General features: G+C 49.2%; 10 protein-coding genes and 2 pseudogenes. 11 read left to right on the top strand and 1 reads right to left on the bottom strand.

The window, feature by feature from the left end; genetic code table 11:
* Window positions 1-15 precede the first annotated feature (15 nt).
* The 11 genes and pseudogenes from KHX94_RS01100 to KHX94_RS01050 all read left to right on the top strand — a co-directional run bounded on the left by KHX94_RS01100 (window position 16) and on the right by KHX94_RS01050 (window position 11,734).
* A pseudogene (locus KHX94_RS01100) lies at window positions 16-1,145 on the top strand (4-phosphoerythronate dehydrogenase).
* The gene (locus tag KHX94_RS01095) at window positions 1,146-2,162 is read left to right on the top strand and encodes an aspartate-semialdehyde dehydrogenase (RefSeq protein ID WP_213682051.1); all 1,017 of its coding nucleotides are present in this window, start codon (window positions 1,146-1,148) and stop codon (window positions 2,160-2,162) included. It begins immediately after the preceding pseudogene.
* Between the two features lie 175 nt (window positions 2,163-2,337).
* Complete coding sequence (locus KHX94_RS01090; protein ID WP_213682050.1) at window positions 2,338-3,264, top strand: FimV/HubP family polar landmark protein; 927 nt, start codon at window positions 2,338-2,340, stop codon at window positions 3,262-3,264.
* Complete coding sequence (locus KHX94_RS01085) at window positions 3,264-5,168, top strand: FimV/HubP family polar landmark protein (protein WP_213682049.1); 1,905 nt, start codon at window positions 3,264-3,266, stop codon at window positions 5,166-5,168. Before KHX94_RS01090 ends, KHX94_RS01085 begins: the two co-directional genes overlap by 1 nt.
* A gap of 167 nt (window positions 5,169-5,335) precedes the next feature.
* On the top strand, window positions 5,336-6,121 hold the full coding sequence (gene truA, locus KHX94_RS01080) for a tRNA pseudouridine(38-40) synthase TruA (RefSeq protein ID WP_213683289.1): 786 nt from the start codon (window positions 5,336-5,338) through the stop codon (window positions 6,119-6,121).
* A gap of 44 nt (window positions 6,122-6,165) precedes the next feature.
* Window positions 6,166-7,457 (top strand): annotated as a pseudogene (folC, locus tag KHX94_RS01075) (bifunctional tetrahydrofolate synthase/dihydrofolate synthase).
* 4 nt (window positions 7,458-7,461) lie between these two features.
* Window positions 7,462-8,085 carry an SPOR domain-containing protein gene (locus tag KHX94_RS01070; RefSeq protein ID WP_213682048.1) on the top strand — a complete coding sequence of 208 codons (624 nt, stop codon included), beginning with the start codon at window positions 7,462-7,464 and terminating at the stop codon, window positions 8,083-8,085.
* A gap of 107 nt (window positions 8,086-8,192) precedes the next feature.
* The gene (locus KHX94_RS01065; RefSeq protein WP_213682047.1) at window positions 8,193-8,681 is read left to right on the top strand and encodes a CvpA family protein; all 489 of its coding nucleotides are present in this window, start codon (window positions 8,193-8,195) and stop codon (window positions 8,679-8,681) included.
* 42 nt (window positions 8,682-8,723) lie between these two features.
* Window positions 8,724-10,238 carry an amidophosphoribosyltransferase gene (purF, locus tag KHX94_RS01060; RefSeq protein WP_213682046.1) on the top strand — a complete coding sequence of 505 codons (1,515 nt, stop codon included), beginning with the start codon at window positions 8,724-8,726 and terminating at the stop codon, window positions 10,236-10,238.
* Between the two features lie 156 nt (window positions 10,239-10,394).
* Window positions 10,395-11,018: a LysE family translocator gene (locus KHX94_RS01055; protein ID WP_213682045.1), complete on the top strand. Its 624-nt coding sequence runs from the start codon at window positions 10,395-10,397 to the stop codon at window positions 11,016-11,018.
* Window positions 11,019-11,053: 35 nt separating this feature from the next.
* Window positions 11,054-11,734, top strand: a complete 681-nt coding sequence (locus tag KHX94_RS01050; protein WP_244859277.1) for a polysaccharide deacetylase family protein — start codon at window positions 11,054-11,056, stop codon at window positions 11,732-11,734.
* Between the two features lie 40 nt (window positions 11,735-11,774).
* Here KHX94_RS01050 and KHX94_RS01045 read toward each other — a convergent pair whose 3' ends face one another.
* Window positions 11,775-14,192, bottom strand: coding sequence for an OmcA/MtrC family decaheme c-type cytochrome (locus KHX94_RS01045; RefSeq protein ID WP_213682043.1), 2,418 nt, complete (start codon window positions 14,190-14,192; stop codon window positions 11,775-11,777).
* Window positions 14,193-14,421: the final 229 nt, after the last annotated feature.

Here is a 14,421-nt window from a genome sequence, read left to right as displayed (position 1 = left end):
GAAAGAAAAGACCCAATGAAGCTGGTTGTAGATGAAAATATGCCTTATGTGCCACAGCTATTTGCACATTTAGGCGAAATTGTTGCCGTGAATGGCCGTAAACTGGATGCTGCCACGGTGGCTGATGCCGATATTCTGTTAGTCCGTTCTGTCACTAAGGTTAATGAAACTTTACTGCGTGATAACCACAAACTGCAGTTTGTTGGCAGTGCTACTATTGGTACAGATCATGTCGATCTTGATTACCTCGCGGCCAGAAATATTCCTTTCAGTAACGCTCCTGGATGCAATGCTACTTCGGTCGGGGAATATGTGTTTATCGCGTTGCTGGAGTTAGCGGCTAAATACGGTACTTCACTGAAACAGCGTAAAGTTGGCATCGTCGGCGCTGGTAATACCGGAACCGCTGTCGCCAAATGCTTGAGTGCTTATGGCGTGGCAACGTTGTTGTGCGACCCACCCAAAGCGCGGCAAGGCGATAGCCGAGCTTTGTATTCACTAGAAAAACTGTTGCGGGAATGCGATGTCATTACGCTGCATGTCCCTTTGACCGAAACGGGTGTCGATGCTACCCGTCATCTGCTGGATGAGCAGCGGTTACAGGCTCTAAATCCAGGGTGTTGGTTGATCAATGCCAGCCGTGGCGAGGTCATTGATAATCAAGCTTTAATCCGGGTAAAACAGCAACGTCCAGATATGGCGCTGGTATTAGATGTCTGGGAAGGCGAACCTAACCCTATGAGTGAACTGGTCGCGTTGGCAGATATCGCTACTCCTCATATTGCCGGTTACAGTCTGGAAGGGCGGGCACGGGGCACACTGATGCTATATGCTCGGTTGCAGCAGATGCTTGGCTTGGCGCAAACCCAAACACTTGCCGATCTGTTACCGATGCGCTGGAATTCTCGTCTGGCATTGCATTCCGCGCCCTCGGAGACAGAACTGCTATCTTTATGCCGCTTCATCTACGATCTGCGAGATGATGACCGACAATTTAGGAAAATTCATCAAATTCCCGGCGAATTTGACAATATGAGAAAAATCACCGTCATCGGCGTGAATTCAGCGCGCTGGCTCTGGAAAACCTTAGTGGTTCTGGGGTAGATTGGTTGTCCGAATTAGGTTTTTCTGGAGTCCATCGGTAAATGTCGCAAGAATATAACGTTGTTGTGTTGGGTGCATCGGGTGCGGTCGGTCAGACCATGATTGAAATCCTCGAAGAGCGCAACTTTCCTGTCGCTAATCTATATCCGCTCGCCAGCAGTCGCAGTGCTGGTAATACGGTGACCTTCCACGGCAAACAGTTGGACATTATTGATGTGGAAACCTTTGATTGGAGCCAAGCTCAGATCGGTTTCTTCTCTGCCGGTGGTGATGTCTCTGCCAAATGGGCGCCGATTGCTGCCGATGCAGGGTGTGTGGTGATCGACAATACCTCGCATTTCCGTTACGAAGCGGATATTCCGTTAGTAGTGCCGGAAGTAAATCCTGGCGCTATTGCCGATTTCCGCAATCGGAATATTATTGCCAACCCGAACTGTTCAACCATTCAGATGCTGGTAGCGCTGAAGCCTATTTACGATAATTTTGGTATTTCGCGGATCAACGTGGCTACCTATCAGTCAGTATCTGGCACCGGTAAGAAGGCGATTGAGGAACTGGCACAGCAGAGTGCCAAACTGTTGTCTGGCACACCATCCGAACCCAAAGTTTACCCTAAACAGATCGCTTTTAACGTGTTGCCACATATTGATAAGTTTATGGATAATGGCTACACCAAAGAAGAGATGAAAATGGTGTGGGAAACCCGCAAAATCTTTGGTGATGACAGCATATTGGTAAATCCCACTGCCGTGCGCGTACCGGTATTTTATGGGCACTCAGAAGCTGTGCATATTGAGACGGTACAACCCACAGATGCCGCAGCAGTAAAAGCGGTGTTGCGTGATGCTCCAGGGATTGTTCTGTTCGAAGATGACGATGAATATCCGACTGCGGTAACTGAAGGTGCCGGTACTGATCCCGTATATGTTGGTCGTATTCGCAAAGATATCTCTCACGAATATGGCATTAACCTGTGGGTCGTGTCTGACAATATCCGAAAAGGTGCCGCATTGAACAGTGTTCAGATTGGCGAATTATTGATCAGAGATTATTTTTAACTGAGCGATACCGACAGATTTACGTTAAAAAGCCTGCATTCAAGCCAGGCTTTTTTGTTTTGCAAATGTGAACAGTAGCAGCTCTAACGTTTCTGGTTTATAGTAAACCCAATAAATACAATGCCTAAAGCCAGTCGTTTACGGGCGAATATCAGCGCTTGGAAGGGAATAGTTGATGAACTTTCGCACTTCATATCTCGTGGGCCTGACGGCCGCTTTTTTTGCCCTTAGCTCACCATTCGTGACCTTGCCAGCACAAGGGCAAAATCTGAAAGTGACCGGCCCAGATGGTCAAAGCAGGGAACAGCCAAGACAATATGGCCCAACTACCCCTAGAGATACCTTCTGGAGTATTGCCAATCAGGTAAGGCCCGACAACAGTGTCAGTATTTACCAAGTGATGGCAGCAATCTATGAAGCCAATCCTCACGCCTTCACCAGCAAAAACTACAATAGCCTCGAAAAGGGCATGATCCTGCTAATTCCATCCAAGGAAGTGATGCTGGCAATTCCCCGTAGTCTGGCGCAACAGCGAGCAGAACAAGACGATCATGCTTGGCAACAGCAAACCGCACCGGCGACGGTCAAACCCAGCAAACCCAAAGCTAAAAAAGTTGAACAAGCAGTAGAAACCGCCGCAGCAACGCCTGTTGTTGCCGTAGACGCGAAGCAAACCCCTGCCGCTAATTCCGCTGTAGCTGCCTTGGATGTTGATAATCTGCAAACCACCAATCTGAATCTCACTGACGAACTCAGCCGAGCTAAAGATCAGTTGCTGGCTGCTGACGATGAGAAAAAATTGCTGCAATCGCAAATCGCTGAGTTACAACAGCGTGTAACGGTACTTGAAGAGTCTCTGAAAGCCGCGCGGGTTGAGGTAGCAAAACTGCAAAATGACTTGGCGGCCAAGCAAACGGCTGACGCGGCAACTGATGCCAGCCCGGCAGAGAATAAAGATGCCACGGACGTTGTAAGTGCCCAAGCTGAAGCCGAGACTCCAACCCCCGCGAAGGAGCATGCCGCCGCAGTCGCTAAAGAAGACAATGCCGCTCAGCCTCAACCTATAGCTGAGGAACCCCTAGTCATTTCTGGCGCACCATAGTGGACAATCCGCTGTTGCTGCTCATTAGCGCATTGCTGCCGACAGGGTTACTGTTGTTTTTAGGTTGGCTGTTTTGGGGGCGTCGTAAAAAAGCGGCGGCTGAACCGATAACTGAAACGGCTAAAACTGCCGCGGCGGATGAACCGCATCTGGATATAGACGATGATGCCGCCGATTTAGAGGATGACGTCAGTGCTATTCATCTGGATGACGAAGATGTCCTTGATGAACAGTTGAAGGATTTACAGCAGTTACAACCTGAACCTGAAGGTCTGGACACTGCATTCCATGATGATATCTCTGAACATGAGATGTTTGTTGACGATAATGCCTCTGAAACGACCGATGAGCTGAGTGCCGATGATGCTCAGTCACTGGACGATTTGTGGGCTGAGGCGATGGGTGAGCAGACTGACGAACCCGATGTCTCGCTTAAAGATGATGATTTTGACTCACTGCTGGAAGGCTTAGAAGATAACGAAAGCAAGGCCGAGGCTACCAAACCCACAACCGAGGAAGTCTCACTGGCAGATACCTTGCCAGCCGATGTTTCTGCCGCCTTAGCGCAGGAGTTTGGCGAACAAGAGGACGCACCGGTTGACGGTACGGCGGCGGTTACTGATACTGCAGAGCCAGAGCCAGAGCCAGAGCCAGAGCCAGAGCCAGAGCCAGAGCCAGAGCCAGAGCCAGAGCCAGAGCCAGAGCCAGAGCCAGAGCCAGAGCCAGAGCCAGAGCCAGAGCCAGAGCCAGAGCCAGAGCCAAGCAAAGCGAAAGATGATTTCGTGATTGATTTTGACTCCGACCCCTCATTCACGGCAGTTGCTGAAAAGGAAACGAGCGCCTCACCGCAAACACAACTGGCGGCTACGGAAGATGATCTCGGTGATGAAATCGCAGCAGAACTGGGGCTAGATGACGACAGTGATGATGCCGCCGAAGCGGATGTAGATGCTTTGCTGGCGGAACTGGAATCTCCCACCCCCGCAACACGGCCTGAATCTTCGCCAGAACATGAGGCGATACAGGATGCGATAGCGGCGGAGTTACAGCCGGATCTGCCAGTTGCATCGGAAGATGATGATGCCGATGCGTTGTTGGCCGAACTGGAGCGTGATGGCAGCGAAGCGGCCGATGACGATATTGATAACTTGCTACAGAGTTCTACGCCGGTAGAAACCAAACAAGATACTGAATTGTCTGCGGAAGATAAACAGTCTACCGCGTCTGCGGATGAGGCAGATCTGGACGCATTATTAGCTGAACTCACGGAAGCCGAAAAGCAGAAACCTGTTGCCGAGAAAAAGAGTGTTAAGGAAAAAGACACTGGCTTTTTTGATGATCTGAAAGCCCCGCATACCAGTCGTGATGCTGATGACTTACCCGAACTTGCCGTGGAAGACGATGATTTAACTGACGATGAACTGCTGAAGAGTTTTGCTGATGAACAACCATCATTAGCGGAAGATGATGCTTATGACCTGCATTTCGATGAAGAGCAAGACAAGTTAACGGTAGATGAAGCGCTAGCCGCACTAGATGCTGACGAGATTGCCAAAAAACCATTGCAAGCGGTGTCAGATGCCGATCTGTCCGCATTCCAGAAAGAGAATGGTTATATCGATATCGATAAACTGCTCAATGAAGCCAGCGAAGAAACCGTGGAAGGGGATCCCTACAAGTCTGTAGATGTGGATATGGGCGATCTGGACGGGCTGGTGAATGAACAGGATTTAGTGGATGTCGACGATGAGGAAAACTCCGTCAACGCTAAGCTGGATCTGGCTCGGGCCTATATTGAAATTGATGATCGTGACGCGGCGCGGGCTCTACTCAAGGAAGTACAGGTCGATGGCAATGTACGGCAGAAAGATGAAGCCGAATCATTGTTGAAAGATATCGATTGATAGTCCGCTGACCCATAGACCCATGATGATGACGGCACCTGCAGGTGCCGTTTTTTCGCCGAGATAAACAGCACCGGCCAACAGCAACAGACATCTTCAGGATTTACAGCAGTTTCCCTTGGGGTGATGTGGTAGAATCCGCGGCCTTGGAGATGACGGAGGATATGATGCGAATTGCACTGGGCGTAGAGTATGACGGCAGTGGCTATTTTGGCTGGCAGAAGCAAGCGGAAGTGGATTCCGTTCAGGGGCAATTAGAGCGGGCGCTGTCGGTAGTTGCTAATGAAACCATTGCGTTACAGTGTGCCGGACGCACCGACGCCGGTGTGCATGCCACTGGACAAGTGGTGCACTTTGATACTGCTGCGGTGCGAAATCCAGGCGCATGGACAATGGGTGTTAATGCCAATTTGCCCGATAATATTGCGGTGCGCTGGATGAAGGAAGTTTCGCCTGAATTTCATGCGCGTTTTTCGGCAACCGCCAGACGTTACCGTTATATTATCTACAACCATAATTTGCGTCCCGGCATCATGCGCCACGGTGTTAGTCATTATCATGGTGAATTGGATGTGGAAAAGATGCACCAAGCTGCACAGTATTTGCTGGGCGAAAATGACTTTACCAGTTTCCGGGCGGTGCAATGCCAGTCAAAAACCCCGTTTCGTAATCTGCACCGTATCAGTGTCAGTCGCCAAGGCCTGTATGTGATTGTTGATGTCGAGGCGAACGCATTTTTGCACCATATGGTGCGTAATATCGTAGGGTCGTTATTAGAAGTCGGCTTGGGGAACCAACCGCTGGATTGGCTAGGACAATTGTTGGCGATGAAAGATCGGACGCAGGCCGCAGCAACAGCCAAACCGCATGGGTTGTATCTGGTACATGTGACATATCCTGCCCACTTCAACTTGCCACAAGTGCCGCCCGGGCCATTGTTCCTCGCGGGCTGAGTCAGGCGCAAGGGCTGAAATTAAGCAAGGTTAAGAGTGTGAATATGAAGTCATCTGCAACGGTTACGCCGATATCAGTGCCAGACGCATCGGCCAATCTGCCACAATGGTTGGATTATCTGCTGGCGATTCATCCACAAGAAATTGAACTGGGACTAGAGCGAGTCGCAGCAGTGGCTGCGCGGTTACAGTTACTGACGTTAGCACCAGCCAAAGTGATTACGGTCGGGGGCACTAACGGTAAGGGGACAACTTGCCGAATGCTGGAGTTGATCCTACAACAGGCTGGATATCGCGTTGGTGTTTACAGCTCGCCGCATCTGCTACGTTACAACGAGCGCGTGCGGGTCCAGGGCGTCGATGCAACTGATGCCGATTTGATTGCGGCGTTTCAACAAATTGAGCAAGCCCGTGGCGATATCTCCCTGAGTTTTTTGAGTACGGTACACTGGCGGCATTGATGCTATTCAAGCAAGCGGCGCTGGATGTCGTTATTCTAGAGGTCGGTCTGGGTGGCCGTTTGGATGCGACCAATATCATTGATGCGGATGTCAGCGTGATTACGGCTGTCGATTTGGATCATCAAGCTTTCCTCGGCAATACCCGGGAACAAGTCGGCTATGAGAAAGCGGGCATTTTTCGTGGTGGTCGCCCGGCGGTGGTGGGTGAGCCACAAATGCCTGAGACAGTGGCGCAGGTGGCTGCTGCCAAAGGCGCGTTATTGAAGCAAGTGGGCGTGGCGTTTCATTGGCAACCGCTTGATGCGCAGCATTGGTGTTTCAGTGGTGAGCGTTGGCAGTTTCGTCAATTGCCAAAACCCAGTCTGCCAGTCGCTAATGCGGCAACTGCATTAGCCGCACTAGAAGCGCTTTATGAGACGTTGCCTCTTGCCGCCATTGAACAAGGATTACAACAGGCAGCGCTGAGCGGCAGGATGGAGCATTTTTGTGAGCAACCCTTAATCCTGCTGGATGTTGCTCATAATCCTCATGCCGCACGTTATCTCGCGGAGCAACTGCGCACATTACCACAGCAAGGTAAACGCTACGCGCTTTGTGGCATGCTTAAAGATAAAGACATTCATGGGGTATTAAGTGTGTTGGCACCGCTCATTGATGAGTGGCATTTGGTCAGTTTGCATAACGAGCGGGGCGCGACGGCTGCAATGTTGCAACAGGCATTACCTAGCACCAATTGTCAGCAATATGAGACCATGACAGCGGCCTGGAACGCGTTATCTCCACGTTTGCATAACACCGATGTGGTAATTGTCTTTGGCTCCTTTTACACTGTTTCTGGATTCAAAGAAGTTGTCCAAGCTATTGGAAAGGAATAAGGATTTGTCGTCTCAATTTCACAACCGTTTGGTGGGCACCGTGGTGCTGATGGCTTTAGGGGTGATTTTTTTGCCGGATATTCTGGACGGTAAAAAACAACACCAGCAGGAGCAGTTTACTGAGATCCCTTTGCGGCCACAGACTACGACGGTTGTTGCTGCCGATAATGCCAACAATACTGTCCTGGAGGAGCCGAAATCTGCCCCCGCCGTCACAGAGCAACCGGTCGTCGAGGTGGCAACAGATAGTGGCAAAACTGCCACTCCTGCCGTATCCGCCGCGAGCAGCGTAACTCAAACAGAAAACAGTGTTTCAAAGGATGCACAAGCTGCCACTCAGACACCAGAAAAGAGTAAACAAACGCCCCCAAAAGCGACACAAGTCAGCTGGACAATTCAGCTGGGCGCATTTAGTAATGCCACCAATGTAAAGGGGCTGATCCAACGGCTGCGGACGAGCGGATATGCCGCCTACACACTGCCAGAGAAGCCGATTGATGGTAAATTGACCCGGGTTTTTGTTGGCCCAGAAGTGTCTTTGGAGCGGCTAAAAGAGCAGCAAGCGAAAGTGGAATCCTTGACCAAATTGAAAGGGAAAATTATCCAGTTTAATCCGCTGGAAAACTGAGTTAGCCACGTGCTAGTACCTCAAATATTTGCATCGCCGGGGGTGAGAATAAACTCACTCTCTGGTAGAATCCCGGCGAACTTAATTACTGCTGGACACTTCTACCCATGGTTTGGATAGATTACGCCATCATCTTTATTATTGGGCTTTCAACCCTCGTCAGTCTGATCCGCGGTTTTGCCAAGGAAGCTATGTCGCTGGTGGTTTGGTTTGCGGCATTTTTCATCGCTAGCCAGTTTTACCAAGAGCTCGCGACACATATCACCCAAATTAACGATGAGATGCTACGCAACGGGGTGGCGATTGCCATTTTGTTTGTGGTGACGCTGATTATCGGCGCGATGGTGAATTATTTGCTGGGGCAACTGGTTAATAAGACTGGACTATCCGGAACCGATCGCGTCCTTGGGGCTTGTTTCGGTATTTTACGCGGGGTGTTGATCGTCAGTGCCATTCTATTTTTTCTGGATGCTTTTACCGGTGCGCCTAACACCTCCTGGTGGAAAAGCTCACAGCTGGTGCCGGAATTTGGTGTAGTGATCCAGTGGTTCTTCAATTATATGGAGCACGCCTCCAGCTTTGTACCCAAAATATAAAAATACCGTTATCAGAATATCTTACAGCGAGGAAACTTATCCATGTGTGGTATCGTCGGAATAGTTGGCCGCTCATCGGTTAATCAAACCATTTATGATGCACTGACAGTGCTTCAGCACCGAGGCCAGGATGCGGCGGGGATAGTCACCGTTGATGGACAGGCATTTCGTTTACGCAAGGCCAACGGCTTGGTAAAAGATGTGTTTGAGCCAAAACATATGCAGCGTTTGCAAGGCAATGCCGGTATCGGCCATTGTCGTTACCCTACGGCGGGGAGTTCCAGTGCCTCAGAAGCCCAGCCTTTTTATGTTAATTCGCCTTTTGGCATCGCTTTGGCGCATAACGGCAACCTGACCAATATGCGCGAACTCAGCGAAGGGTTACTGAAAAAACGGCGGCATATTAACACCACCTCAGATTCCGAAGTGTTGTTGAACCTGTTGGCCGATGAACTGGACAAGACCGATAGCCTGAGATTGTCTGCCGACGAAGTGTTTGATGCCGTTACACGTGTCCATAGTCAAACTCGTGGTGCTTACGCCGTTACCGCCATGATTATCGGCAATGGATTGTTAGCGTTTCGCGACCCGTTTGGTATTCGGCCTCTGATCCTGGGGAAACATGAAACCGCCACAGGTATCGAATATATGGTTGCTTCTGAAAGCGTGGCGTTGGATGCCGTGGGCTTTGAAGTGATGCGCGATGTGGCTCCCGGTGAAGCGGTATATATTACGCTTGATGGCGAGCTTTATACCCGGCAGTGTGCTGAAGCGCCGGTGTACGCACCCTGTATTTTTGAATTCGTGTATTTTGCCCGTCCTGATTCCACCATTGATAAGATTTCCGTGTACGCCAGCCGTGTACATATGGGCACAAAACTCGGCGAAAAGATTAAAAAAGAATGGTATGACCATGATATCGATGTGGTTATTCCTATTCCCGAAACTTCTGTCGATGTGGCGCTGGAGATTGCCCGCTGCATGAATTTGCCATATCGCCAAGGGTTTGTGAAAAACCGTTATATTGGCCGTACCTTTATCATGCCTGGTCAGCAGCAGCGCAAGAAATCTGTGCGACGCAAGCTCAATGCAATCAACGCTGAATTCAAAGGTAAAAACGTGTTGCTGGTGGATGATTCCATCGTGCGTGGCACAACCTCTGAGCAGATTATTGAGATGGCCCGTGAAGCGGGTGCCAAGAAGGTGTATTTTGCTTCTGCGGCACCGGAAATCCGTTTCCCTAACGTATATGGTATCGATATGCCCACCTCTAATGAGCTGATCGCTTATGGCCGGGATGCGGACGAGATTGCCAAGATCATTGGCGCTGATGGCATTATCTTCCAAGGATTGCAGGATTTGATTGATGCAGTGCGCATGGAAAACCCAGATATCAAACGCTTTGAAACCTCAGTGTTTGATGGTCATTACATCACCAAAGATGTGGATCAAGCTTATCTGGATCATCTGACACAACTGCGGAATGATGACGCTAAAGCCAATCGCAACCGCGATATTGGTACTAATCTGGAACTGCATAACGTTTGCCACCCGTAAGCCAGGGTTCCAGGGTTACACAGTTAAGCCTTATTTTTAAAAAGTCCCCGTCGCCATTTAGGCTACGGGGATTTTTTTATAGCAACACTTGCGTAACTTATGTGATATAACCATCGAAATAACTCTCAACCATGTGCAGCATGTGCTAGGGATAGAATGGATTATTTTTACGCAATGTTGTTATTCGCGGTGTCATCATCGGTGACTCCTGGCCCAAATAATCTGCTGGTGATGGCGTCGGGGGTTAACTTTGGTATTCGCCGTAGTCTGCCATTGCTTAGTGGTATCTGCTTTGGTTTTACCTTGATGTTGCTGTTGGTCAGCATTGGTTTCTATCAGCTGTTTGTGTTATTCCCGTCATTACAGTGGTTGCTGAAAGCTTTTGGTTGTGTCTATCTGTTATATCTTTCTTGGTTGATTGCGCGTAGTGGTACCGTGACGGCGGCAGATGATACGGCTGACCCTTTGGGATTTATGAAAGGGTTACTGTTTCAATGGGTAAATGTTAAGGCGTGGATAGTTGCTGTGGGGGCGATTGCCGCATTTACGAGTGGCGGTGATGGCATATCACAACAGCTGCTGCTGGCTTTAGTCTTCTTGCTGGTGTCTTTCCCTTGTGTTGGCGTATGGCTGTTATTTGGAACCGTATTACAGCATTGGTTAGCAAGTGAACAACGCAGGCACTATTTCAACGGCACAATGGCGGCGTTGTTAGCGCTGTCGATCATCCCGGTACTGATGGAGCTGGCAGGATACCTGTTTCCAGCGCTTGCGGCATAAAGATGCGGCGGCTACTTAAACGCGTAGGATGGTGGTTGCTGCTTGTTTTACTGTTGAGTGCAACATTACTACTATTAGCACGTTCGCGGGATTTTCAGCTATTTGGCCAGTTAGTGTCTCATCTTGATACGCATGAACCAGTTGTGGCGCTGACTTTTGATGATGGTCCTTCGGAACAGTTCACCCCACAAGTGCTGGCAATATTGGCACGCTATCAGGTCAAGGCTACTTTTTTCGTTACTGGCCGAGAGGCGTCACAGCATAGCGCCATGGCCAAGGCCATTGTTGCCGCAGGGCACCAGTTGGGTAATCACTCATGGTCACATCCAAGGCTGGTTTTTCGCTCATATGCGGTTATCACCAATGAAATTGAGCGTACAGATATCGCGATTCGGCAAGCGGGGTATTTGGGCCCCATCTATTTTCGTCCACCATATGGCAAAAAATTACTGCTGTTACCTTGGTATCTTAAGCAACATCAGCGAGTTACTGTTACTTGGAATGTGGAAGCTGACGCTGACTTAGGTGTCGATGCTGATACCATTGCTCAGCAGGTTGTGGCACAGGTGAAACCGGGCAGCATTGTGTTACTGCATGTCATGTATGCTAGCCGTGAGGCATCAAGAGCTGCGCTACCATCCATCATCGAAGGATTACAGGCAAAAGGTTATCGATTGGTCACGATGGCTGAAATGCTACAAGACTCGCAGCCATAAAAAACGGCGCCGCAGCGCCGTTTTTCTATCAAAAGTCAGACTATTTTTGACTGGCTTCCTTGTGGAGCTTGATTACCCCGTAAGCTTGGCCTTCTGCGTGGCAGTAGTAACAAGTTTCGTCACCTGCCTTGTAGATACGACCAGCACTGGCGTTATCTTCAACCACACCACCAAACTCTCTGGCGTGACCAGCCCAATCGGCAACCTTGCTATGGCAGCCAGCACAGGTGGCTACTGTTGGCGACAGTTCTGTTACTTGACCATCGGCAGTGGCGCCTACTGTGGCTACTAACTGAGAGTTTTCTTTCTTCAGTCCAGCAAAGTCCAATTGACCAGCGTCATGACAGGCCTGGCAGTTGGCTGCTGACTGAGGATAAGTTGTCTCATCCCTTGGCGCACCCATACCTTTAACAGTACGAGTTCCTGCGTGCAGAGAATGCACCATTTCACGATAGTTGAGCGTGTTATTGGCAGTGCGGAATGACTTGATATGGTCAGCGCCCGCAGTGTGGTAAATATCGGCGCCCATATAGGCAACAGTGTCATTGTTGTGACAGCTGTTACAGCTACCATCGGTCAATGCTGTGGCACTTACTGGATTATGGCAACTGCCGCACTTATCGTTACCTGGTGCGAAGTTAGCATTGGTTGCTGCGCTGCCAGCTAAGGTATGTGCATCAACAATTCGCTGCTGCATTTCACTATCATGACATGCTTGACATTTGCTTTCGTCGGCCACAATAGCGCGGCTAGCGTTAGCTCCGGTCAAATCCAGTGCGTTAGCAGACATAACTTCAACTTGCGTGTCGGCTTCATCACTGTCGCAATTTACTGCGGTCATGGTGTTATGGTTAGCACAAACAATCATCTTGGCTTTAACTACGGCGGCGGCTGGCGTACCGAAATCAGCGGTATTGACATCGCTAATAGTGGCGGTGAGCTTGCTACCATCCATGCTAAGGGACACTTGATCGCTAGGTAGCATGCCTCTTGTAGCACTGCTGTCTTTGCTGATATCCCATAGCTTATGCTGACCGTTGTTTGCCGGACGAGTCAGTTCGTCAGGTTTACCGTTCACCACTAACCACAGTGCCTTGATGGCATTGTTTTGTGCAGGGAAGGTGTTCAACTTATTAAAGTCGATTGCCGCGGTCAGGCTGTCAGTGTCCAGCGTTACAGCGCTTAATGACATTCCATAGAGGTCTTTAATGCTGCTGCGAGTCTGAAGTAACTGATCGTGGATCAAGCTAGCGCCTTTAGGATTGTTGCTATCAGGGTGGCAACCTGCACAACTGTTGGCCCAAGCATTAGGGAACAGTTCACGGTCATGGAACAGCGATGCCGCAGTACCATTCCAAGTGTTAGGTGCCTGACTGATCTTATCCTTATGACAGCTTAAACAGCTATTGTTACCCGGGATATAGTATTGAGCTGCCTGGGTTGCCGCATCACTAATATGGCAGCTCTGACAGTCGGCAATTTCACCTGGATAATTAACACCACTGTAGTCGTGCATGCTGCCACCGTGACCGACAATCTTGTAATCGGCTTGATGGATTTTATGCACCAATGTGGCCATATCGATCGGATTTCCAGTTTCTGGATCGCCAGAGTAGGTGGTATGGCACATGACACAGCCTTCAAAGTTGAAGCGCTTGCCACCGTGCATCAGTAAACGATGTTCGGTATCGCCAAGATCGGCAGTATGGCAGCGATAGCAGCTTTGTTGTGGATCAATCAGCTGACGTCCTTCATCGGCTTTAGCAACAGCACCTGTTGCTGGCACAAAGTCGTAGGTAATGTTGATCAGTTTTTTGGTGACATCGCTGTCACTGCTTGGCAGTAATTCCAGATAGATGCGAGTCGTCGCATTGGCATCGTAACTGGTATCCAGACCTTCAAACTGTGAATAGCCATTTAGCGCTTTACTGAAAGTATAGCGATAGTGGCCGCTGCCCAGATTCTCAATACAATCCAGTTTACAGCTGGTTTCAATACTGGCCTGCCATTCAGTGGCTGCTTTGGTTCCCGCACCGCTTCCAGGTGCTACCTCATTATTGATATAGCTGATCCACTCCTTACCTTCAGCCATTTGGTCTTTGGTATTGTAATCTGCCACCGCGTCTTTGTTCGGCAGCAGCGGTTGTGGCTGGCCGAGTTTGGCAATACCAACACCTAAGGTGGCAATACTGTCAAGCTTATCCAGGCCAATTACCGCAACACCGTTGGCGTTGCTCAGATAGAAGTCCACACTGGCTTGTGTTTTATCATCTATGTTAACAGCTTCAATCTGTGCACTTAGCGTTGTGGCTTCGCTGATATCTACTCCCACATCGCTAACGGGCGGTGTGGGATCCACTGGGTTATTATCATTATCATTATCATCAGAACATCCTGCTAATATTCCAAAATTTAATGATAATAATGCCAACCATAAAATATGGGGTTTGGTCTTCATATATTCCATTCCTTGTTTAGAAAAGTGTCGGGCTCTAATAGGAATGCACTCGGGAATATACTTTATTTATTTATAGTTAGTTATGTATGTGATGGATCTCAGGTATTTGTATGGTGAGTTTTATGTAATGTCTTTGCGTTAACATATTCGGTTTTGGGAATTTATTTTTTTAACATTTAGCAAAAGTAAAAAACAAATTTGATAGCTATTGCAAAGGGCTGTTTAAAAT

Source organism: Shewanella dokdonensis (assembly GCF_018394335.1).
Taxonomy (GTDB): domain Bacteria; phylum Pseudomonadota; class Gammaproteobacteria; order Enterobacterales; family Shewanellaceae; genus Shewanella; species Shewanella dokdonensis.
This window is presented reverse-complemented; position numbering and strand designations above follow the sequence as displayed.